General features: G+C 65.4%; 20 protein-coding genes and 1 pseudogene. 14 read left to right on the top strand and 7 right to left on the bottom strand.

The window, feature by feature from the left end; translation table 11 throughout:
* Positions 1 to 15: 15 nt before the first annotated feature.
* A complete protein-coding gene (gene pyk / locus ACVIHF_RS29845) occupies positions 16 to 1,452 on the bottom strand; it encodes a pyruvate kinase (protein WP_225162447.1) in 1,437 nt (478 codons plus the stop codon).
* The gene (locus tag ACVIHF_RS29840) at positions 1,449 to 2,057 is read right to left on the bottom strand and encodes a DUF1036 domain-containing protein (protein ID WP_038377731.1); all 609 of its coding nucleotides are present in this window, start codon (positions 2,055 to 2,057) and stop codon (positions 1,449 to 1,451) included. The genes pyk and ACVIHF_RS29840 overlap by 4 nt, the downstream gene beginning before the upstream one ends.
* Before the next feature lie 196 nt (positions 2,058 to 2,253).
* Here ACVIHF_RS29840 and ACVIHF_RS29835 point away from each other — a divergent pair, with 196 nt between their 5' ends.
* The 3 genes from ACVIHF_RS29835 (at position 2,254) to ACVIHF_RS29825 (ending at position 4,991) form a co-directional block, all read left to right on the top strand.
* Entirely contained in the window at positions 2,254 to 2,556 is a 303-nt protein-coding gene (locus ACVIHF_RS29835; RefSeq protein WP_456778904.1) for a DUF1244 domain-containing protein, read from the top strand.
* Between the two features lie 248 nt (positions 2,557 to 2,804).
* A complete protein-coding gene (locus ACVIHF_RS29830) occupies positions 2,805 to 3,077 on the top strand; it encodes a DUF2312 domain-containing protein (protein ID WP_016841616.1) in 273 nt (90 codons plus the stop codon).
* A 150-nt stretch (positions 3,078 to 3,227) separates the two neighbouring features.
* Positions 3,228 to 4,991 (top strand): adenylate/guanylate cyclase domain-containing protein, encoded by a 1,764-nt coding sequence (locus ACVIHF_RS29825; protein ID WP_076828030.1) that lies wholly within the window; start codon positions 3,228 to 3,230, stop codon positions 4,989 to 4,991.
* Between the two features lie 36 nt (positions 4,992 to 5,027).
* Here the strand turns inward: ACVIHF_RS29825 and ACVIHF_RS29820 are convergent, their stop codons facing one another.
* The 3 genes and pseudogenes from ACVIHF_RS29820 to ACVIHF_RS29810 form a co-directional block, all read right to left on the bottom strand.
* Complete coding sequence (locus tag ACVIHF_RS29820; RefSeq protein ID WP_456778905.1) at positions 5,028 to 6,623, bottom strand: DUF882 domain-containing protein; 1,596 nt, start codon at positions 6,621 to 6,623, stop codon at positions 5,028 to 5,030.
* 265 nt (positions 6,624 to 6,888) lie between these two features.
* A pseudogene (locus ACVIHF_RS29815) lies at positions 6,889 to 9,224 on the bottom strand (L,D-transpeptidase scaffold domain-containing protein).
* A gap of 308 nt (positions 9,225 to 9,532) precedes the next feature.
* The gene (locus ACVIHF_RS29810) at positions 9,533 to 11,023 is read right to left on the bottom strand and encodes a sigma-54-dependent transcriptional regulator (RefSeq protein ID WP_456792976.1); all 1,491 of its coding nucleotides are present in this window, start codon (positions 11,021 to 11,023) and stop codon (positions 9,533 to 9,535) included.
* 142 nt (positions 11,024 to 11,165) lie between these two features.
* Here ACVIHF_RS29810 and ACVIHF_RS29805 point away from each other — a divergent pair, with 142 nt between their 5' ends.
* From ACVIHF_RS29805 to ACVIHF_RS29760, 10 genes are all read left to right on the top strand, one after another.
* On the top strand, positions 11,166 to 13,082 hold the full coding sequence (locus tag ACVIHF_RS29805) for a M3 family oligoendopeptidase (protein WP_456778907.1): 1,917 nt from the start codon (positions 11,166 to 11,168) through the stop codon (positions 13,080 to 13,082).
* 268 nt (positions 13,083 to 13,350) lie between these two features.
* Positions 13,351 to 13,503 carry an aa3-type cytochrome c oxidase subunit IV gene (locus ACVIHF_RS29800; protein WP_092080774.1) on the top strand — a complete coding sequence of 51 codons (153 nt, stop codon included), beginning with the start codon at positions 13,351 to 13,353 and terminating at the stop codon, positions 13,501 to 13,503.
* Between the two features lie 144 nt (positions 13,504 to 13,647).
* Complete coding sequence (locus ACVIHF_RS29795; RefSeq protein WP_283067964.1) at positions 13,648 to 14,772, top strand: Re/Si-specific NAD(P)(+) transhydrogenase subunit alpha; 1,125 nt, start codon at positions 13,648 to 13,650, stop codon at positions 14,770 to 14,772.
* An 11-nt stretch (positions 14,773 to 14,783) separates the two neighbouring features.
* Positions 14,784 to 15,101: a proton-translocating transhydrogenase family protein gene (locus ACVIHF_RS29790; protein WP_016841609.1), complete on the top strand. Its 318-nt coding sequence runs from the start codon at positions 14,784 to 14,786 to the stop codon at positions 15,099 to 15,101.
* 43 nt (positions 15,102 to 15,144) lie between these two features.
* On the top strand, positions 15,145 to 16,542 hold the full coding sequence (locus ACVIHF_RS29785) for an NAD(P)(+) transhydrogenase (Re/Si-specific) subunit beta (protein ID WP_076828040.1): 1,398 nt from the start codon (positions 15,145 to 15,147) through the stop codon (positions 16,540 to 16,542).
* 10 nt (positions 16,543 to 16,552) lie between these two features.
* On the top strand, positions 16,553 to 16,723 hold the full coding sequence (locus ACVIHF_RS29780) for a hypothetical protein (protein ID WP_456778908.1): 171 nt from the start codon (positions 16,553 to 16,555) through the stop codon (positions 16,721 to 16,723).
* Between the two features lie 15 nt (positions 16,724 to 16,738).
* Positions 16,739 to 17,557 carry an alpha/beta hydrolase gene (locus ACVIHF_RS29775; protein WP_456778909.1) on the top strand — a complete coding sequence of 273 codons (819 nt, stop codon included), beginning with the start codon at positions 16,739 to 16,741 and terminating at the stop codon, positions 17,555 to 17,557.
* Between the two features lie 53 nt (positions 17,558 to 17,610).
* Entirely contained in the window at positions 17,611 to 18,708 is a 1,098-nt protein-coding gene (locus ACVIHF_RS29770) for a calcium:proton antiporter (protein WP_456778910.1), read from the top strand.
* Positions 18,709 to 18,744: 36 nt separating this feature from the next.
* A complete protein-coding gene (locus ACVIHF_RS29765; protein WP_028340624.1) occupies positions 18,745 to 19,029 on the top strand; it encodes a cupin domain-containing protein in 285 nt (94 codons plus the stop codon).
* A gap of 264 nt (positions 19,030 to 19,293) precedes the next feature.
* Positions 19,294 to 20,187, top strand: coding sequence for a hypothetical protein (locus tag ACVIHF_RS29760; protein ID WP_438074873.1), 894 nt, complete (start codon positions 19,294 to 19,296; stop codon positions 20,185 to 20,187).
* A 48-nt stretch (positions 20,188 to 20,235) separates the two neighbouring features.
* On the opposite strand, the gene ACVIHF_RS29755 is transcribed toward ACVIHF_RS29760, so the two are convergent.
* Together ACVIHF_RS29755 and rpsU are read right to left on the bottom strand one after the other, a co-directional pair.
* Entirely contained in the window at positions 20,236 to 20,898 is a 663-nt protein-coding gene (locus tag ACVIHF_RS29755; RefSeq protein ID WP_456792975.1) for a tetratricopeptide repeat protein, read from the bottom strand.
* Between the two features lie 113 nt (positions 20,899 to 21,011).
* Positions 21,012 to 21,308, bottom strand: a complete 297-nt coding sequence (gene rpsU / locus ACVIHF_RS29750; RefSeq protein WP_021078544.1) for a 30S ribosomal protein S21 — start codon at positions 21,306 to 21,308, stop codon at positions 21,012 to 21,014.
* A gap of 264 nt (positions 21,309 to 21,572) precedes the next feature.
* Between rpsU and aqpZ the strand changes: the two genes are divergently transcribed.
* The gene (gene aqpZ / locus ACVIHF_RS29745; protein ID WP_057019013.1) at positions 21,573 to 22,295 is read left to right on the top strand and encodes an aquaporin Z; all 723 of its coding nucleotides are present in this window, start codon (positions 21,573 to 21,575) and stop codon (positions 22,293 to 22,295) included.
* Positions 22,296 to 22,461 lie beyond the last annotated feature (166 nt).

The following is a 22,461-nucleotide window of genomic DNA, read 5'->3' as shown; positions in this document are numbered from 1 at the left end:
GCGCCAAACAGGAATCTAGAGCTGCGCGTCGCCCTTCGGGCCGACCGAGGCGATACGCAGCATGTTGGTGGTGCCGGGGGCGCGGAGCGGCACGCCGGCGACGATGATGACGCGCTGGCCGGCCTTGGCAAAACCGTCGCGGAACGCAATCGAGCCGGCGCGGTCGACCATGTCGTCGAGATCGTGGGCGTCCTCGGCGACCACGCAATGGACGCCCCACACCACCGACAGCTTGCGGCCGGTGACGAGGTTCGGCGTGATCGCGACCACCGGCACCTTAGGCCGCTCGCGCGCCACCCGGATCGCGGTCGAGCCTGATGACGTCCAGCAGATGATCGCCGACAGGTCGAGCGTCTCGGCGATCTGCCGCGCGGCGTCGGCAATGGCGTCACCCACCGTCGCTTCGGGATCGACGCGCTGCGCGTTGATCACGTTGCGATAGGTCGGGTCGCGCTCGACCTCCTCGCCGATGCGGTTCATGGTGGAGACTGCCTCCACCGGGAATTTGCCGGCGGCGGATTCCGCCGACAGCATGATGGCGTCGGCGCCTTCGTAGACGGCGGTGGCGACGTCGGAGACTTCGGCGCGCGTCGGCACCGGCGCCTGGATCATCGATTCCAGCATCTGGGTTGCGACCACCACCGGCCTGCCGGCGCGGCGCGCCATCCGGATCATCTGCTTCTGCAGGCTCGGTACCCGTTCCAGCGGCAGTTCGACGCCGAGATCGCCGCGCGCCACCATCAGCGCGTCCGACGCTTCGATGATGTCGGCAAGGCGGTCGATCGCCTGCGGCTTCTCGATCTTGGCCATCACGGCGGCGCGGCCGCGGATCATCTTCTTGGCCTCGATCACGTCCTCGGCGCGCTGCACGAAGGACAGCGCGACCCAGTCGATCCCCTCCGGCAGCGCGGCTTCCAGGTCGGCGCGGTCCTTTGCGGTCATCGCCGACACCGGCAGATCGGTATCGGGCAGGCTGACGCCCTTGCGGTCCGACATCTTGCCGCCGATCACGACGCGCGTGACCGCGCGCTCGGGCGAGGTTTCCTCGGCGATCAGCCGCACCTTGCCGTCGTCGAGCAACAGCGCATGGCCCGGGCGGAGCGCCGCGAGGATCTCCGGATGCGGAAGCTGGACGCGGCTGTTGTCGCCCGGCGTCTTGTCGGAATCCAGAATGAAGCTCTGGCCGTTCTTGAGCTGGGTCGAGCCTTCCGCGAACGAGCCAAGCCGCAGCTTCGGCCCTTGCAGGTCGACCAGGATGCCGATCGGCCGGCCGTAGCTCGATTCGACATTGCGGATGGTCTTGACCAGCTCCCGCATCTTGTCATGCGGGGTATGGCTCATGTTGATGCGGAAGACGTCGGCGCCCGCCTCGAACAGCTTGCGGATCATCGCGCTGTCTGAGGAGGCCGGGCCGAGCGTTGCGAGGATCTTGATTCGACGCAGTCGTCTCATGGTTTGTTTCCGGGTGGTGCGGCTGGCGGCAGACCAGACGCGCCCGGCGGCGCTGCGCCCGGCGGCGGGTTGGGCAGGCCCGGCATCGCCCCGGGACTTCCTGGACCCACGCCGCCCGGCATTCCCGGTACTTTCTGCGGCTGTTGTTCGTTGGCTTCGGTCAGCTGGACGGTCCATGCACGCTGCTCGCCGGTGTCGACCTCGAAGAAGCCGGTGCGGTCGAACCCGCGCGCCAGGCAATTTTCGGTGCCCTTGATGGTGAATTCCTTGTCGCGCGAGCACATGAAGGCCTGGCCGGACCATTCGCCGCCGCGATCATAGTCGAGAGCGTAGATGTAGTAGTAGCGCGCCACAAGGTTGCCGCGCAGCAAGGTCTCGCAGGTGCGCGACGACACGTTCCACCAGCCCTCGGTGGTCCAGCCCTCGGCGTCCTTGTAGCCGAGCGCGATGCCGACGCGGCTCGAGGTGTTGTTGCAGAGCCGGAAATCGGCCGCCGCCGGGCTCGTCCACAGGCAGGCCGCGACCAGCGCCAGCACCGGCAGGAGGCCGGCCAACGTCAGACGGATATTGCGGGGAGCTGAGGCGAGGGAATCTGTTGGGCTCATGCAGCGAAGCTATATCAAATCATGGACGATTTCGCGTGCCCGGCCGGCACTGTCAACGGGCGGGCGCCCGTCTGCGACGCTGTCGGACCATGGCCGGGGTGGCCGGACCGGTCCGTTTTGCGCGCCGATATGGCAAAATCTGTGACAATTCCCACCTGATATCAATATGGTGAGCGCGACACACGGGATCACGATCATGAGCATTGACGACAAAACCAGAACGGAACTCGAGGCCGCGGTCTTCCGGCGTCTCGTCAGTCACCTGCGCAACCGCACCGATGTGCAAAACATCGACCTGATGAACCTCGCCGGCTTCTGCCGCAACTGCCTGTCCAACTGGATGAAGGAAGAGGCCGACGCCAAGGGCCTTGCCGTGAGCAAGGACGAGAGCCGTGAGGCGGTCTACGGCATGCCGTATGAGGAATGGAAGGCGAAGTATCAGGGCGGCGCGACGCCGGAGCAACTCGCGGCGATGAAGAAAGCCCAAAGCGGGCATTAAACCGACGGTGTCATTCCGGGCTGGTGCGCCAGCACCAGACCCGGAATCTCGAGATTCCGGGTTCGATGCTGTCGCATCGCCCCGGAATGACGTTTATGCGTGGAACGTCCGCATCTCCTGTGGGCGCGCTGTGGATGAGCGCGATGTTTCCTTGACGGAACGCGCGCCAAAATCGAGGGTCGCCCGCAGCAAGCGGTGCGCAAGGCGCGTATTCGCGTAACATTTCAATGCCTGTTCAGGAGTGCGCGATGGCCACCACGTCTGCCGCCGTCAAGGAAGAGCCCGCAACGCGATTTGCCAAGGACCAGCTCAAGTCCATCATCGAGCGCATCGAGCGGCTGGAAGAAGAGAAGAAGACGATCTCGGACGACATCCGCGACGTCTATGCCGAGAGCAAGGGCAACGGCTTCGACGTCAAGGCGCTGCGCGCCATCATCCGTCTGCGCAAGCAGGATCCGAACGAGCGCCAGGAGCAGGAGACCATCCTGGAGACCTACATGCAGGCTTTGGGGATGCTCTGAGGCGGCCAGCGGCCACCCTGCCGGGCCGTTCTGCAAGGCGCCCCCCCAAAGAGGCTCAGGTCAAAGCTGCTGGAAGACCTCCTGTCGAGGCTTGGGTGAAATCCCGGGATTTGCTACACTGCTGGCGAGGTAACCGGGCAGATCGTTCAGATGGACGTGCCAGGACCAGAGCGCCGGCTCGCTGCGGTCCTCGCCGCCGACATGGTCGGCTATAGCCGCCTGATGGAGGCTGACGAGACGGGCACCCTTGCGCGCCTCAAAACCCATCGCATCGAACTGATCGATCCGGCCATCGCCAAGAATCGCGGCCGCATCATCAAGACCACCGGCGACGGCCTGCTGGTCGAATTCCACAGCGTCGTCGATGCGGTGCTGTGCGCGGCTGAGGTCCAGAGCCGGATGGCGAAGCGCAACGCCGACGTCGCGCCGGCGCGCTGGATGCAGTTTCGCATCGGCATCAATCTTGGCGACGTGATCGTTGACGGCGCCGATATCTTCGGCGACGGCGTCAACGTCGCGTCCCGTCTGGAGACGCTGGCCGAGCCCGGCGGCATTTGCATTTCCGGCGCGGTGCGCGATCAGGTCGGCGATCGCCTGGAAGATCTGAGCTTCGAGGATCTCGGCGACCAGACCGTCAAGAACATCGCGCGCCCGATCCGGGTTTTTCGCGTTCATCTCGAATCCGGTGCCAGGCCCGTTCCGGAGCACCCGAGTGCGGTGGCCGCCCCTGTCGTCGCCAAGAAGCCTTCCATCGCCGTGCTGCCGCTCGTCAACATGAGCGGCGATCCCGAGCAGGAATTCTTCGCCGACGGGCTCACCGAGGACATCATCACCGAGCTGTCGCGCTTCCACGATCTGCTGGTGATCTCGCGCAACTCGAGCTTCGTGTACAAGGGCAAGGCCGTGAAGGTGCAGGACGTCGCGAAGGAATTCGCCGTCGACTATGTGCTGGAAGGCAGCGTGCGGAAGGCGGGCGGCCGGATCCGCGTCACCGTGCAGCTGATCGACGCCGTGGCCGACCGGCACGTTTGGGCCGAACGCTACGACCGCGAGCTTGCCGACATCTTCGCGATCCAGGACGAGATGACGCGCGCGATCGTGGCGACCTTGCCGGGGCGCGTCGAGGCTGCCGCGCATGACCGCGTCAAGCGCAAGCCGACCGACAACATGGCGGCCTACGAGTGCGTGCTTGCCGCCAAGGTGCTGCATCATCGCTCGGCACGGGACGACAACGCGGAGGCGCAGCGCCTGCTCGAGCGGGCCATCGTGCTTGACCCAAACTATGCCCATGCCCACGCCTGGCGGGCCTGCGTGCTCGGCCAGACCTGGGTCTACAACTGGTGCACCGACCGCGACGCGACCATGGCGCAGGTCGCCGCAGAGCTCGAGATCGCGCTCAAGCTCGACGACAATGACAGTGACGTGCACCGGATCCTCGCCGCGCTGAACCTTAACCGCGACGACCACGACAAGGCGGCCTTCCACCAGGAGCGCGCGCTCGCGCTGAACCCGAACTACGACCTCGTGGTCGTGCAGCAGGGCGAGCTCCTGACCTGGCTCGGGCGGCCCGAGGAGGGCATCGACTGGATCAAGCGGGCGATGCGCCTCAATCCGTTCCATCCGGAGCGCTTCTGGAGCCATCTCGGCCGGGCCTGCTATTGCGCCGAGAAATACGCCGACGCCGTCGAGGCGTTCTCGCGCATCACGCGCCCCGACCACACCCATCATGCCTTCCTCGCGGCGACCTTCGCGCAGATGGGCAACACGGTGGCGGCCTCTGCCCACGCCGCCGAGGTGCTGAAGCGCGAGCCGACCTTCTCGGTTGCCGCGCATCTGACAACCCAGCGCTACAAGTATGAGCCCGATCGGGCACGCTACGAGGCCGGCCTGCTCAAGGCAGGGCTGCCGGCCTGAAGGGGCGGAAAGCTATCTTGTCGGCAGAAGCGTGGCTCAGCGCAGCGAGGCGGTGCGGAGCACGAAGGACTGGGTCGTCAGGAGGGCGGTCGCCGAGCCCGAGAAACGGTCGCAGGTCATACCCATCATCGGATCTTCCGAGAAGGTCATGACGACGGCGGCCTGCGGCTTCACGAAATGAGTCCGCATCATGGTCATGTCGGTGTCGCCAAGCACCGTGGTCAGCATGGCATTGCTCGCGCTCGGCGCCAGCATCACCACGCGCATCCAGATATCGTTGCCCTTGGCAGCCGAGATCCGCGCGGAGGTGGTGATCACGCCCTGGCTCGGTGCGCCCTTGGCAACGACGGTGTTGATTTCGGTGCTAGGAACCGCGGCATTGCGCGTCGGGCGCACGTTGCGCGGGATCGGCGCGGTCGCTGCGACGATGTTTGCGCGATCGACCGGTGACGCCGCAGGCGCATAGGCCAGCGCCTTGTTGAAGTTTTCGGTTGTCGTGCTGGCAGTGGTCTGCGGATCGGTACCGCCGACCGCCTCGCGGGCCTTCAGCGCGGCTATCTGCGCCGCCGACGCCTGCTTCGGCGCCTCACCCTCGTCACCCCAGAAGCCGCGGGCATTGATGATGTCGGCAGGCGATTGCGGCGCGGTGTTCTCGGCCACCTGCACCATTTGCACCGCGGGCTTCGCCTTCGGCATCGGAACGAGCTGGGCGTCGGCGGCGGCGAGCTGGATGGCGGCGGCGAACTGCGGCTTGGCGCGCGGCAGCGGAACCGGATCGGCGGCTTTGGCGGGCGCGGCGGCGGCCACCACGGTGTTGGCGGCGGGCTTGTCGTTCACGCTGGCCGCGCCTTCGTCTTCATCGTCACTCGACTTGCCGCCACCGAACAGCTTCGCGAACAGGCTCGGCTTGCCGATGGTCGCGGCATCGTCACCATTGCCGCGGCGCTCGATATCGGCCTTGGCAAGCTCATAGCCCTTGAGCGGCGTGCCGTCGGTCGGGACATGGACTGTGCGGCCGTCGGGGAACACCCTGACCAGCTGATCGCGGGTCATGCGCGGCCAGTGGCGGATGCTACCGGTGTCGAGATGGACGAACGGCGAGCCCGAGGTCGGATAGAAGCCGACGCCGCCGCGCTGCAGGCGGAGGCCGGCGTAGCGGATCTGCTCCAGCGGCACGCCCGGGATGAAGAAGTCCATCGCATGCCCCAGCATGTGCTGGCTGTGGCGCGCAACGCCCGAGGAGCGGCGGCGGAGCATGGCGTTGGTCGCAGGGGCGCGATAGGCGGAGATGATCTGGATCGGCTGCTTGCCGCCGACGTCGTTATAGACGTCCCACAGGATGTCGAAGAGGTGACGGTCCATCACCGTTTCATCCTGGGAACGCCAGTCGCGCAGGAAGTGGTTGAGCTGCTTCAGCGCGCCTTCGTCGTAGCGGCCCTCGCGCTTGAAGGTGACGGTGAGGTCTTCGCCGGAATGGGTGTGGTGGAAGGAGAGGGTGCGGGTCTGGTTCAGCGCGGTGGCATCGTGCACCGATCCTGCGCCCGCCAACAGCAATAGCGCAGTCAGGCCGACTTGGTATCCGGCCTTAGGCAACGACAGCGGATTGCAGCGGCGTGCGAAGACAGCCAGCACTATGAGCCCACCCAGTCGACGAGCGTTCGGTCGGCATCTTTCGCAGACCCCCTGCGGAAGACGGTGAACGCTTTCTTAAAGCGGGAGGGTTAACCGAGGTTTACCGACCCGCCCCCAAGTTAGGCTTAACTAACTGGGCGACTGTGGCAAAAGATAGCCCTGCTCCCCGGCCGAGACCCGAAATGGTTAACGTAAACGATCTCGCCTTTTGAGCGAGATCGTTGATTTTGCTTCAAAATTTATCCCAATCGGGCCGAAATGCAGATTAGCGGGTGATCACCCGGCGCTGCTGCTGGGCCTGCCCACGACGGATCGGCTGCGGCTCCGGCTGTCCGAATCCCCCGAACAGGCGCTCGAAGAAGTTTGGTCCGGAGGAGCCAAAGCCGTTGTCGCCGGCGACATTGACGCCGGCGGGCAGGCTGCTGCTCGGCGGACGCGAGTAGCTCGGCTGGGAGTGCGCCACTACCGTCTCGAGATCCTTGCCGCGGCCGTTCCTGAGCAGCGACAGCATGGCGGCGTCGCGGCCGTAAACGTCCCTGCGCAATTGCAGCTTGCCGGCGCATCGTCCACGAACGCGGTCTGGTAGGTGATGTTTACCGGGATCGGCGTCGGGAATTTCAGGTCGACCTCGCTCGAACCGTACATGCTGCGGATCCGCTCCGGCGTGTAGTGCTGGTTCGGCTCGGTAATGTTGAGCAGGACGGCGGCGTACTGATCGGGATTCTGCACGCGCATGCAGCCGTGGCTGAAAGCGCGCTCGTCCTTCGCGAACAGGTACTTGTCCGGCGTGTCGTGCTGATAGACCAGGAACTTGTTCGGGAAGTTGAAGCGGATGCGGCCGAGCGCGTTGGCTTCACCCGGCGGCTGCGAAATGTGGATCGAGCCGTCGCGGTTGCGCTCGAGCCTGAGGCCCATGCGCTGCAGCACCGTCGGATCCTGCTGCAGGGCCGGCAGATATTCGTTGTAGATGATCGACGGCGGCACGTTCCAGGTCGGATTGACCGTGATGTACTTCATCGTCTCGGTCAGAAGCGGCGTGGCATGCTGGCCGGGCTTCCCGGTGACGACGCGGGTGGTCCAGACCGGCGCGCCGTTCTGCATCACCTTCAGCGTGTAGTCCGGGATGTTGAGGATCACATAGGCATTGCCGACACTGGCGGCGCCGAGCTGGCGCGGCAGCCAGCGCCAGCGCTCCATGTTGACGATCACGGTGTCGATCTGCCGGTCGCGCTTCGGATTGTTCAGCGCCTTGACCGTGCGCTCGTCGAGAACGCCGGTCGGCTTGAGGTCGACGCTGCTCTGGAATTTCTCCACCGCCCGCGCGACCGTCGCGTCATACTTGGTGCTGTCGGCATCCTCGGTGATGCCGAGCTTGTTGCGCAGGTCCGGCACGCGCGGATCGTCCATCTCGACCGCAGCCTGCTTCTTGCGCGCCGGCAAATATTTCAGCGTCGGACCGTCCGCGATCGTGATGACCGGACCGTCGCCCTGGCCGCGCAGCTCGGCGAGCTTCTTCTTCAGCTCCTTGTAGAGCTTCTGCGGCGGGTTGTAGCCGTCGAGCGCGGCGGAGGCGTCCTTGGCGGAGGTCACATTGGCGAACACTTCCGCCGGATCGATCGGGTGCTCCGGATAGAGAATGTCCGCCGACACCTGCGACCAGTGCATGCGGCCGCTCTGGGCCTGGCGGGCGTAGTCCAGCATGCTGGCGGCGAGCTTCAGCTCGGCGTCGGCCAGCGCGTCCGGCGACGTCGCCGCGGCGAAATCCGGCACCGGATAGTCTGATGCATCGAGGCCGTCGGCGGCCGCGTCCTTCAGGCGGGCGATGACGCTCTTGCCGGCGTCGGTCAGCTTGCCAGCCTTGGTGAACACCGGCGCGTATTCGCGAGCGGAATAGAATTTCTCGGCCGCCGCGCGCTCGTTCTTGCGGTCGAAGCTACGCAGCGACTTGCTGGCGAGCAGTTCGCGCAGCTTGTCGGCAACCGGCTGGTCCTCGGCGGCAACGTTGCTTGCCGCCTTCGCCGGTTCGCCCGCCGGCGCTGCGGCGGTCGCGGGAGCAGGAGCTGTGGCCGGCGCTGCGGCGGTCGCGGGAGCAGGAGCTGTGGCCGGCGCCGCTGCCGTTGCAGGCGCGGGGCTTGCGGCAGGCGCGGTGGCCGTTGCGGGGGCGGGGGTGGCCGCCGCCGGCGCGACGGCGGTATCGGTCTTCGGTGCATCGGCGGGCTTCGTCGCCGGCGCGGTCGCGACATCGGCGGGCTTCGGCTCGACGGCCTTTGCAGTCGCGCTCGGCTCTGCCGGCTTGGCGTCGACCGGTTTTGTCTCAGCGGGTTTGGCCTCGGTGGCGTGCACATCCGCTGGCTTCACGTCGGCCGGCTTGGCTGCATCGGGCAGCGCGGCGGTGGTGTCGGCCTTGAAATCGCTTGCGGTGGGGGGCGGCACGTTGGCCGGTTCGGGGCGCGGGATCGCCGCGTCGATCGCGAGTTCCGAAGCGCTGGAGTGCGGCGTGTCCTGCGCGAGGGCCGAGGTCGCGGACACCGTGAGGAAGGTTGCCGCGACGGCCATCAATACGCGGTCAAATCCTCGACGGTTGTTCGAACAGTCACGCATCGTCACACCCCCTGGGTGAAACTGCCCCTCATCAAGCTGGAACAGTTCAAATCAGAATTTGGTTTCATAGCTTGCGCGAAAGCGCCGGCCTCTCGATCGACTCGCACGCCTGCACACAACGAACGCAGACGATACCTTTGCCCCTCTCATGCAGCCAGCGCCATGCGGGGCAACTCACGACAAACTGACCTCGAAGCAGCTGATTTCGCTCCGGGCTGTGCGTTTTTGCCACGCGGCACAGCCTTTGTCTGTCACCGCCACGACACGGTTCAAAAGGTTCCCTGGTGTGGCCCTGTCGGCCTCGAGGGCTAAGTAGCGTCGCTTGCGCGCGCGCCGGCCGCGGCTTCGTCGAGCTTGCGGTAGAGTGTCGAGCGGCCGATCTTGAGGCGGCGCGCGACCTCCGACATCTGTCCGCGATAATGCGAAATCGCGAAGCGGATGATCTCGTTCTCGAGATCTTCCAGGGGGCGCACCTCGCCCGCGGCACTGAGCATGGAAAGGCCGCCGGCGGTGGGCAGGGAGGTGGCAACCGGTATTTCATTACCGGAAATCATAGCGGGGGCCGTGGAAGGCGACACCACCAGCGGCTCGCCCTGCAGCGATTTGCCATCCGGCGCCGGATGCGCCGTTCCTTGCGGGAAATCGGCGAGCCCGAGCTGGTCGCCGTCGCTCATCACCACGGCGCGATACACGGTGTTCTCGAGCTGGCGGATGTTGCCCGGCCAGTCGAGCTGCGAGAGGTGAGCCATCGCCTCGCCGCTGATGCCGGTGATGTTGCGGTTCTCCTCGGCGCAGAACCGCGCCAGGAAATGCCGCAGCAGATGCGGGATGTCTTCGCGCCGCTGTCGCAGCGCCGGAATGGTCAGTGGCAGCACGTGCAGGCGATAGAACAGGTCCTCGCGGAACTGGCCGCCTTTCACGAGATCAAGCAGCTTGCGGTTGGTCGCCGAGATGATGCGAACATCGACCTTGACCGGCTTGCGGCCGCCGACCGCCTCCACGGTGCCTTCCTGCAGGGCGCGCAGCAATTTCACCTGCGTGGCCAGCGGCAATTCACCAACCTCGTCGAGGAACAGCGTGCCGCCATGCGCTTCGACGAACTTGCCCTGATGGCGCTCGGTGGCGCCGGTGAAGGCGCCCTTCTCATGGCCGAACAGGATCGATTCGACGAGATTGTCCGGGATCGCGCCGCAATTCACCGCAACGAACGGCTTGGCCTTGCGCTCGCTGCTGCCGTGAATGGCGCGCGCGAACAGTTCCTTGCCGACGCCGGATTCGCCCTCGATCAGCACCGGGATCGTCGAGGACGCGGCCTTTTGCGCGGTGCGCAACACCCCGGCCATCGCCTCGCTGCGGGTGATGATATCGGAGAAGGTCAGCCGGCCCTCGCGGCTGTGGCGAATCCGCTGCAATTCGCCCTTCAGCGCCGAGGCGTTGAGGGCGTTGCGCAGGGAAACCTGCAGCCGCTCGAACCCGACCGGCTTGACGACGAAATCCTGGGCACCGGCGCGCATCGCCGACACGACATTGTCGATGCCGCCATGCGCGGTCTGCACGATGACCGGGACGGTCAAACCAGCTTCACGAATTTTTGCGAGGACTCCAAGACCGTCGAGGCCCGGCATCACGAGGTCGAGCACGACGGCGTCAATCGCCTGCGTCTCGGATGCGGTCAGGGCCGCGATCGCCGCGTCGCCACTGTCCACGACGAGGGGCTCATAGCCGCACTTCTGCACCATGTTTTCAACCAAACGGCGCTGTACTGCGTCGTCATCGGCGATCAAAATGGTGGCAGCCATGGTTTTCCCCGCACGCTACGTTTATTTGTCTCGAATCGGGGCAATGTCGCCGATGCCGATTAACGCACTCTTAAATGTTGCAAACCCGCATTTATTCCGCCGCCGCCGACATCTTTCCGACTGAACCAAGGTTACGAACAAGATGACCTCGCGCTCCAAAACTGCATCCAGCAAGTCTGCCCTCAGCAAGGCCGCTCTCCGCAAGGAAGCCGCGTTGCGCAAGACGGCCGCGCAACGCAAGTCGTCCGCAGGCGGCCCGGCGGCGAGAAAGGCAGCCAGCAAGACCGGCAAGCTTCCGGAATGGAATCTGGCAGATCTCTACTCCGGTATCGATGCGCCTGAGGTCGCACGCGACTTGCAGAAAATGGACGCAGATTGCGTCGCGTTTGAGACCGACTACAAGGGCAAGCTTGCCGAAAATACCGCCAAGGAGGGCGGCGGAAAGTGGCTGGCCGAGGCGATCAGGCGCTATGAGGCGATCGACGATTTGGCTGGCCGTCTCGGCTCTTACGCCGGCCTGGTCCATGCCGGCGACAGCGTCGATCCCGCGATCTCGAAATTCTACGGTGATGTCTCCGAGCGGCTGACCGCCGCGTCGGTGCATCTGTTGTTCTTCTCGCTCGAGCTCAATCGCGTCGACGACGATATGATCGAGCGCGCGATGGCCGAACCCGAGCTCGGCCATTACCGGCCGTGGATCGAGGATCTGCGCAAGGACAAGCCATACCAGCTCGAGGATCGGGTCGAGCAGCTGTTCCACGAAAAGGCGCAAAGCGGCTATGCGGCCTGGAACCGGCTGTTCGACCAGACCATCTCCGGTCTGCGTTTCAAGGTCGGCGGCAAGGAGCTCGCGATCGAGCCGACGCTGAACCTGCTGCAGGACAAGGCGGGGGACAAGCGCAAGGCTGCCGCGCAGGCGCTGGCCAAGACCTTCAAGGACAATGAGCGTAGCTTCGCGTTGATCACCAATACGCTCGCCAAGGACAAGGAAATCTCCGACCGCTGGCGCGGCTTCCAGGATGTCGCGGATTCCCGCCATCTCAACAACCGCGTCGAGCGCGAGGTGGTCGATGCGCTAGTCGCCTCGGTGCGCGCGGCCTATCCGAAGCTGTCGCACCGCTATTACGCGCTGAAGGCCGGCTGGTTCAAAAAGAAGAAGCTGCCGCACTGGGACCGTAACGCCCCGCTGCCGTTCGCGGCGACCGGCACCATCGCCTGGCCCGAGGCGCGCAACATGGTGCTGTCGGCCTATAGCGGCTTCTCGCCCAGGATGGCCGCGATTGCCGAGCGCTTCTTCGACGATCGCTGGATCGATGCGCCGGTCCGTCCCGGCAAGGCGCCGGGCGCGTTCTCGCATCCGACCACGCCGTCGGCGCATCCCTATGTGCTGATGAACTATCAGGGCAAGCCGCGCGACGTGATGACGCTGGCGCACGAGCTCGGTCATGGCGTCCATCAGGTGCTGGCGGCGAAGAACGGCGCGCTGATGGCGCCGACGCCGCTGACGCTCGCGGAAACCGCAAGCGTGTTCGGCGAGATGCTGACCTTCAAGCGGCTATTGTCCCAGACCAGGAACGCCAAGCAGCGTCAGGCGCTGCTCGCGGGCAAGGTCGAGGACATGATCAATACCGTGGTGCGGCAGATCGCGTTCTATTCATTCGAGCGCGCGGTTCATACCGAGCGCAAGAACGGCGAACTCACCGCCGAGCGGATCGGCCAGATCTGGCTCAGCGTGCAGGGCGAGAGCCTGGGGCCGGCGATCGAGATCAAGCCGGGCTACGAGACGTTCTGGATGTACATTCCGCACTTCATCCACTCGCCGTTCTACGTCTATGCCTATGCGTTCGGCGATTGCCTCGTGAACTCGCTCTATGCGGTCTACGAGCACGCGTCCGAAGGCTTTGCCGAGCGCTATCTCGACATGCTCGCCGCCGGCGGCACCAAGCACTACTCCGAGCTGCTGCGGCCGTTCGGGCTCGACGCCAAGGACCCCAAATTCTGGGACGGCGGCCTGTCCGTCATCGCCGGCATGATCGACGAACTGGAGGCGATGGGCTGAGGCCCATCGGCGTTCCGGCCGGGCCGGGCGGCAGCCGGTCCCGTGCCAGTTTCGTTGGGCGTTTTTTGCGCCTGACGGCATGATCGTTCCATGACGCCTGCGTTTGGGACGGCAATCCTGCCGAGGGGCTGGCGCGGCGTCGTCGCTCGAACGTGGATCGGGGACGATTTGCGCTTCAAATCGCCCGATCGGGACCGCGCCGTTGCCCTGCCTATCCGTTTGCGGTAATGGCTCGCGGAGGAACGCGAATTTCTGACTGGGGACAGCGATGGCAGACCATAGCGAAGTGGCCTACACGACCGCCGACGGCAACGATTACGTGGCGCATGAGCAGACCTATGAAGGGTTTCTCATGCTGGTCAAATGGGGCACCATCAGCGTCGCCATTATTCTCGCCCTGATGGCCTATTTCCTGGTCTGATCCTTAAGATCGGCTAGCGGCGCCGCCGTCCCGCGGCGGTGCCGGAATTCCTGTCGAACCCGGATCTAAAAACCGGGTATCCAAATCTGGCGAAAATAACGCTAGTTTGAAGACGTGTGCGCCGCTCGCGCCGCCGGAGGGCCCATGAAGATTGCCGTTGCCAAGGAAATTGATCCGTCCGAGCCGCGGGTTGCGGCCTCGCCCGATACCGTGAAGAAGTTCAAGGCACTCGGCGCCGAGGTCGCGGTCGAGCCCGGCGCGGGCATCAAGTCGGGCCTTCCCGATTCGGAGTTCACCGCGGTTGGCGCCACCGTCAGTGCCGACGCGCTCAAGGACGCCGACATCATCATCAAGGTGAAGCGGCCGGAAGCCTCCGAACTTTCCAAATACAAGCGCGGCGCGCTGGTCATCGCGATCATGGATCCCTACGGCAACGAGGCCGCGCTGAAGGCGATTGCCGATGCCGGCGTGTCCGCCTTCGCGATGGAATTGATGCCGCGCATCACTCGCGCGCAGGTGATGGACGTCTTGTCCTCGCAGGCCAATCTGGCCGGCTACCGCGCCGTGATCGAGGGCGCCGAGGCGTTTGGCCGCGCCTTCCCGATGATGATGACCGCCGCCGGCACCGTTCCGGCCGCCAAGGTGTTCGTGATGGGCGTCGGCGTCGCCGGCCTGCAGGCGATCGCGACCGCGCGGCGGCTCGGCGCCGTCGTCACCGCGACCGACGTGCGCCCGGCCACCAAGGAACAGGTCGAATCGCTCGGCGCGAAATTCCTCGCCGTCGAGGATGAGGAATTCAAGAACGCGCAGACCGCCGGCGGCTACGCCAAGGAAATGTCCAAGGAGTACCAGGCCAAGCAGGCCGCGCTGACCGCCGAGCACATCAAGAAGCAGGACATCGTGATCACGACCGCGCTGATCCCGGGCCGTCCGGCACCAATGCTCGTCACCGGCGAGATGGTGAAATCGATGAAGCCCGGCTCGGTGCTGGTCGATCTCGCGGTCGAGCGCGGCGGCAATGTCGAGGGCGCGAGGCCCGGCGAAGTGGTCGAGACCGATGGCATCAAGATCGTCGGCTACACCAATGTCGCAGGCCGTGTTGCGGCGTCGGCCTCGGGGCTCTACGCGCGCAACCTGTTCTCGTTCATCGAGACGATGGTCGACAAGGCCAACAAGGCGCTCGCGGTCAATTGGGACGACGAACTGGTGAAGGCCACCGCGCTGACCAAGGACGGCGCCGTCATCCATCCCAACTTCCAGCCGAAGTAAGGAGAGAAGCCATGGAGCATCTCGCGCAGGCCGTCGATCCGTTCGTGTTCCGGCTGTCGATTTTCGTCCTCGCCGTGTTTGTCGGCTATTTCGTGGTGTGGTCGGTGACGCCGGCGCTGCATACGCCGCTGATGAGCGTGACCAACGCGATCTCGTCGGTGATCGTGGTCGGCGCGCTGCTTGCGGTCGGCGTCGGCATGGTCTCGAGCGGTTCGGGCTGGGCCCGCGGCTTCGGCTTCGTCGCGCTGATCTTCGCCTGCGTGAACATCTTCGGCGGCTTCCTGGTCACCCAGCGCATGCTCGCGATGTACAAGAAGAAAGCCAAGTGAGCGGCAATCACCTCGGGGTGATGAGGATTTTGGGGGACCTGAGATGAGCGCCAATCTCTCTGCACTGTTGTACCTCGTGGCGGGGGTGCTGTTCATCCTGTCGCTGCGCGGCCTGTCGAGCCCGGCGTCGTCGCGCCAGGGCAACATGTTCGGCATGATCGGCATGGCGATCGCCGTCGGCACCACGCTGGCGAGCCATCCGCCGGCCGACGGCGTGGCCTGGCTGCTGGTGATCCTCGCGGTCGCGATCGGCGGCGGCATCGGCGCCGTCATTGCGCGCCGGGTGCCGATGACCTCGATGCCCGAGCTCGTCGCCGCGTTCCACTCGCTGGTCGGCATGGCCGCGGTGCTGGTCGCCGCCGGCGCGTTCTATGCGCCCGAGGCGTTCGACATCGGCACGCCCGGCAATATCCATCCGCAGAGCCTGGTCGAGATGTCGCTCGGCGTCGCGATCGGCGCGCTGACCTTCACCGGCTCGGTGATCGCGTTCCTGAAGCTGTCGGCGCGGATGAGCGGCGCGCCGATCATACTGCCGTTCCGCCACGTCATCAACATCGTGCTGGCGCTGGCTCTGGTGTTCTTCATCGTCGGCCTCGTGATGAGCGGCAGCGCGCTCGACTTCTGGCTGATCACCATCATCGCGCTGGCGCTCGGCGTGCTGATGATCATCCCGATCGGCGGCGCCGACATGCCGGTCGTGATCTCGATGCTGAACTCGTACTCCGGCTGGGCCGCGGCCGGCATCGGCTTCACGCTCGGCAATTCGGCGCTGATCATCACCGGCGCGCTGGTCGGCTCCTCCGGCGCGATCCTGTCCTACATCATGTGCCACGCGATGAACCGCTCGTTCATCTCGGTGATCCTCGGCGGCTTCGGCGGCGAGACCGCCGCGGCCGGCGGCGGCTCGGGCGAGCAGAAGCCCGCCAAGCTCGGCTCGGCGGATGACGCCGCCTTCATCATGAAGAACGCCTCCAAGGTCATCATCGTGCCCGGCTACGGCATGGCGGTGGCGCAGGCCCAGCACGCGCTGCGCGAGATGGCCGACATCCTGAAGAAGGAAGGCGTCGAGGTGAAATACGCCATTCACCCGGTCGCGGGCCGCATGCCCGGCCACATGAACGTGCTGCTGGCCGAGGCCAACGTGCCCTATGACGAGGTGTTCGAGCTCGAGGACATCAACTCGGAGTTCGCCCAGGCCGACATCGCCTTCGTGATCGGCGCCAACGACGTCACCAACCCGGCGGCGGAAGAGGACAAGACCTCGCCGATCTACGGCATGCCGGTGCTGCAGGTCTGGAAGGCCGGCACCGTGATGTTCATCAAGCGCTCGCTCGCCTCGGGCTATGCCGGCATCGACAACCCGCTATTCTACCGCGACAACACCATGATGTTGCTCGGCGACGCCAAGAAGGTCACCGAGAACATCGTCAAGGCGATGTAAGGCGGTATCGATGGCGCTGAACCGGGAGTGGCATCGAGCGCATCGCATGCCGCCCCGGGCGACGCGCGAGCAGCGCATCAAGTGGCACGTCGCGCATGCGGCGGCATGCGCGTGCCGGCCGGTCCCCGACAGCATCAAGGCAGACGTCGAGAAGCTGCTCAAGCTCCGCGGCAAAGCATAGCCGCGGCCACCGCTGATGGCGCTGGCACTCGCAATCCTGAAATGGTTCCTGATCGCCGCGGTCGTCGTCTATCTCGGCGGGCTCGCGGTGCTGTACGTCAAGCAGCGCGAGTTGCTGTTTCCGATCCCGCCGGTCGGACGGACTGCGCCGGCAGCCGCGGGCCTTCCCGAAGCGGAAGAGCATGTCCTGGCCACCGGCGACGGCGAGAAGGTCATCGTCTGGCACGTGCCGGCGAAGCCGGGCCGGCCCGTCGTGCTGTTCTTTCATGGCAATGGCGATTTCCTTGCCGGGCGCGTGGCGCGCTTCAAGGCCATCACGGCCGACGGCACCGGGCTGGTGGCGCTGTCCTTTCGGGGTTACGCAGGGTCGAGCGGGTCTCCGAGCGAGCAAGGACTGCTGCAGGACGCCGCGGCGGCCTACGCCTTCACCACCGCGCGCTACCGCGCCGAGCAGATCGTGGCCTGGGGATTCTCGCTCGGCAGCGGCGTTGCGGTCGCGCTCGCCGCCCAACATCCCCTCGGCAAGCTGATCCTCGAGGCGCCGTATACGTCGACCGCTGACGTCGCCGGCGCGCATTTCTGGTATGTGCCGGTCAGCCTCCTGATGCGCGATCAATTCCACTCCGACCGTCTCATCGCGCAGGTCCAGGCGCCGCTCCTGATCATGCATGGCACCGACGATCCGGTGATCCCGATTCGCTTCGGCGAGCGCCTGTTCGGCCTCGCCCATGAGCCCAAGCAATTCGTGCGACTGCCCGGTGGCGGGCACGACAATCTCGACGATTTCGGTGCGATGGCGACGGCGCGGCGGTTTATCGACGCCGCAAGAGGCTGACGGCTGCGATTGTCTGTCGCATAATCGCGCCAGCGAAGTAAGGGGACCCCACGATGAGCGCACACGGACCGATGCCGCGGTCGGCCTGGCTGTATCCCGTTCTGGCGGTGCTGCTGTTTGCCGCGGTCACGGCCACCGGCTACGGCTTCGCGCCATCGGCCGGGGGCTGGGTGTTCGCGGCGGTGCTGCTGGTGATTCTGTTCGGCACCGTGTTCGCGGCCGTCCACCATGCCGAGATGATCGCCGAGCGGATCGGCGAGCCGTTCGGCACGCTGCTCCTGACGCTCGCGGTGACGATCATCGAGGTGGCGCTGATCTCGACCATCATGCTGGGCGACACGCCGGCGCCGACCCTGGCGCGCGACACCGTGTTCGCGGTGGTGATGATCGTCTGCAACGGCCTGGTCGGGCTCTGCATCTTCATCGGCGGCATCCGCTACCGCGAGCAGGATTTTCAGATCACCGGCGCCAACCTCTACCTCAGCGTGCTGTTCGTGCTCGCGACCATCACGCTCGATATGCCGAATTTCACGCTCACCGCGCCGGGCCCGATCTATTCCACGGCCCAGCTCGCGGTGATCAGCGTCGTGACCCTGCTGCTTTATGCGGTGTTCCTTTATACCCAGACCATCCGTCACCGCGATTATTTCGTCAGCGACGCCAACGAGGCGGCGGCGCATGGCGAGGTGATGTCGGACCGCATGACGGCGATCAGCGTTGCGCTGTTGCTGGTTTCGCTGCTGGCGGTGGTGCTGCTGGCGAAGAAATTCTCGCTGGTGGTCGATGTCGTCACCGTCAAGATCGGCGCGCCGCCGGCCTTTGCCGGCCTGGTGGTGGCGGCCCTGATCCTGTTGCCGGAGAGCGTTGCCGCTGTGTCGGCGGCGCGCAAGAACGACCTGCAGAAGAGCATCAACCTCGCGCTCGGCTCGTCGATCGCCACCATCGGGCTCACGGTTCCCGCGGTGGCGGTAGCCGCCTATGCGCTCGACAAGCAATTGGTGCTCGGGCTCAGCAACCAGCATATGCTGATCCTGCTGCTCACCTTCATGGTCAGCATGCTCACCTTCGGAACCGGCCGCACCAACATCCTGTTCGGGCTGGTTCACATGGTGGTGTTCGCCGTGTTCGTGTTCATGGTTTTCGTGCCGTAGAGCATGATCCGCTTAAAAAAATTGGAGAAAATGACGATGCTCAGTGCCAAATCGGATGTGCAGGTGGATACGGCGGAAGTCCGGGTGACCGAATGGCGCCTCGCGCCGGGCAGCGCCACCGGCCACCACACCCATGAGATGGACTATGTCATCGTTCCGATCACGGCGGGCGAGATGACGATCGTGGCGCCGAACGGCGAGCGCTCGAAGGCGCAGCTCGGAGCCGGCAAATCCTATTTCCGCAAGGCCGGGGTCCAGCACGACGTGCTCAACGAGACGGCCAGCGAGATCGTGTTCCTCGAGGTCGAACTCAAGCCCTGACGCGGCGCGAGAACCAAGCAAGGAACCCTGCACCCGCCGAATGGCAGGTCCGAGCCGGCGCGGCTGTGGAAATTCATAACCCGTTAACGGCTGCGCGATGATCTAGCAGGCGGATGCGGCCTGCGCAGGGGACGCCTCCGGCTGAAACCAAAGCGACACCAAAGGTGACGTCGGAACGGGGGTTTGCCACCGATCCGACGCAGTTGATCCCTGAATGTGCCTCAAAGTTCCAGCATGTAATACCGGGGTGGGGAGTGGCAGGTCATGCTGAGTTACCTGAAGAAATTTGTGATGGACATCTTACCCTCGGTGGCAGCGACCATCATCGGGGCGTACATCGTTAATCACTACATCGTGGCCAAGCCGGAAGCACCGTCAGCCGCAGCCGTGACCGCCGCAGTCAATCCCAAGGCAGATCCGAAAGCCGCCGCCAAGCCCGCCACCGTCGTCAGCAGCCTCCCCGAAGCCGGTGTGAAGGCCAAGGGCATGTCCGAGCGCACGCTGATCGAGCGGTCGGCGTCCGAGAAGGCCACCGTCACCGAGAAGCCTGCCGAGAAATCGGCCGAACCCAAATCGGCCGACGCAAAGCCTGACGTGCCGGCCGATACCGCCAGCATCCCGGCCGACACCCGCCATCATCCGGCGGCGCCGAAGGCCGTCGCGAAGGTCGCGCCCGCCGCGCCGCAGCCGGCCGCGCCCGCGACGTCAGCCGCACCGGTCGAGGCTGCTGTGACGCCTGAGGAAAGCCGCGACGCCAACGACCTCGCGCGCGCCGCCATCGAGCGGCTGCGCAAGGAGCGTCCGCAGGAGGCAGCGCGGTCCCAGGATGCCACGCGCACCGATCTCGCTCGCCTGCCTGAGGCGCAGCGTCCGGCAGCCACATCGGCGATCCGGCCGTTGCCGCCGCCGATCATGGTGTCGAGCCCGTCCACTGACAATGTCGATCAATCCTCGCAGCCGCGTCCGCCCTATGCCGGCGGCGGCCAGGATTCCAACCGGCTGACGCCGCCGGCCGACATTCCGGTCCCGGTGGTGCAGGCCCCGCTCGACCTGCGCGCCGAGGCGATCATGCCGGCGCAGAAGAACGAGCGCACGTCGGTGACCGACGACATGTTCTCCGGCATGAAGTCGATGTTCCACGCCGTCCTGCCGAAGTAGCCGCAGCGCCGCTCGATCGTTCCTGACGGGTTGTCTTCACGCCAAGCGCTAGCCGCCGGTGCGCGCCAGTCCGCTGCGCGCATTGCCGTCGCCTGGCCGCAGCGCGAGCGCGCGATTGTAGGACGCCGCCGCCTTGGCCTTGTCGCCGAGCCGCTCATAGGCCTGGCCGCGCGTGCTCCACGCCGCAACATTGCCGGGATCGGCCTGCACCGCCTCGTCGAGATCGCTGGCGGCCTGCTTGGCCTTGTCGAGCGCGAGGTAGCTGGTGGCACGGCCGATCAGGGGCTCGGCCTTCTGCGGCGACAGCCCGCTGGCTGCCGTGAAATCGTCGATCGCCTGCTGATGCTGTCCGCGGACCTGATAGATCAGGGCGCGGCCGTAGAGCGCCTGGATGTTGTAAGGGTCGGCCGCCAGCGCCTGTTCAAACTCCGCCATCGCCTCGTCGAGCTTGCCGGAGCGCGCCAGCACCTGAGCACGCGTGGTGTGATCCTTGGCGCTGTTGACGTCTTGCGGGGTGATGGTGTCGGCGGCGGGCTTGTCGGCGGTGGCAGCGGGCTTCGGCTTGTCGTCCGAGGAGCCCCATGAACCGAGGTCGAAGGAGCAGCCGCCGAGCGGCAGGCCGAGAACCACTGCAATGATGACGAGATGCGGCGCGCAACGGCGGTGCGCGGGTCCTGGAAAGAGCGGGCGGGATACCGGATCAGCCGTCATGCAAAATGCTCTTGCCGGTCGCTTTGCATGGGTACCCCGGAACGCGGCGTGCTTCAAAACGACAACGCGGGCCCGTGGCCCGCGCTGTTAGACTTCCATACAGGCAAAACGGTTCAGCGAGGGCCGCGACCGGCGCCTGCACCGCCCGGACGGCCGCCGCGGTCGCCACCGGGGCCAGCGCCGAACACTGGCTTCGGCTTCATCGGCAGCAGGCCTTCGCGCTGCAGCTTCTTGCGCGCCAGCTTGCGTGCGCGGCGCACGGCTTCGGCCTTTTCGCGGGCCTTCTTCTCAGACGGCTTTTCGTAATGACCGCGGAGCTTCATCTCGCGGAAAATGCCCTCGCGCTGCATCTTCTTCTTCAGCGCCTTCAGGGCTTGGTCGACATTGTTATCGCGGACGAGAACCTGCACGCGGCATCCTCTTTTGAATTGATCGGTTCGGAATTCTGGCGAGGTGAAGGGGCGGCAAAAGGCCTGCCTCTTAACCCTAGGCGCGCGCATGTATCAGACAAACGCGCAGATGTCCACCGGTCGAGTGACTTTCGGGCCTAGTAAAGCCACGAAATAGGGCGAAAATGCCATTGTGCGGCCCCGATTTGGGTGGTTTGGCGCCCAGATGAGGGCCGCTCCCGGCGTTTTGGATAACCCGGACATTGGAAATAGGGGAGATGCGAGATGGAGATGAAGAAATACGCTGCCGAGGCCATCGGTACGTTCTGGCTCACATTCGCTGGTTGCGGCAGCGCGGTGATCGCGGCCGGCTTTCCGCAGGTCGGGATCGGCCTGGTCGGCGTGTCACTGGCCTTCGGGCTGAGCGTGGTGACCATGGCCTATGCGATCGGCCATATCTCGGGTTGCCACCTCAACCCGGCGGTGACCGTCGGGCTCGCCGCGGGTGGGCGTTTCCCGGGCGGCCAGGTGCTGCCCTACATCATCGCGCAGGTTGTGGGCGCGATCATCGCGGCCTGGCTGCTCTATGTGATCGCGAGCGGCGCGCCCGGCTTCGATGTCAGCAAGGGCTTTGCCTCCAACGGCTATGACGCGCATTCACCCGGCCAGTACAACATGGTGGTGTGCTTCATCACCGAGGTGGTGATGACCATGATGTTCCTGTTCATCATCATGGGATCGACCCATGGCAAGGCGCCCGCCGGCTTCGCACCGCTCGCCATCGGCCTCGCGCTGGTGATGATCCATCTCGTCAGCATTCCCGTCACCAACACTTCGGTGAATCCGGCGCGCAGCACCGGGCCGGCGCTGTTCGTCGGCGGCTGGGCGCTGGGACAGCTCTGGCTGTTCTGGGTCGCACCGCTGATCGGCGGCGCGCTCGGCGGCGTAATCTATCGCTGGCTCAGCGACGAACCGACCGGCATCGTCGCCGGCGCGAAGACGGCGTGATCGGCGAGAGCGTTTTCGAGCGAAGTGGACGCCGGTTCGCGTGAAGAAAACGCGTAAGCAAAAATCCAGAATATCGGTTCTGATTGAATCAGAACCGATGCTCTAATGGATCGTGGTTGCCACGATCCCATTTCCATCGATGCGACGAAGGCGGCTATGGGCCGCG

The sequence above is a fragment of the Bradyrhizobium sp. USDA 4506 genome, from assembly GCF_054058795.1.
This window is presented reverse-complemented; position numbering and strand designations above follow the sequence as displayed.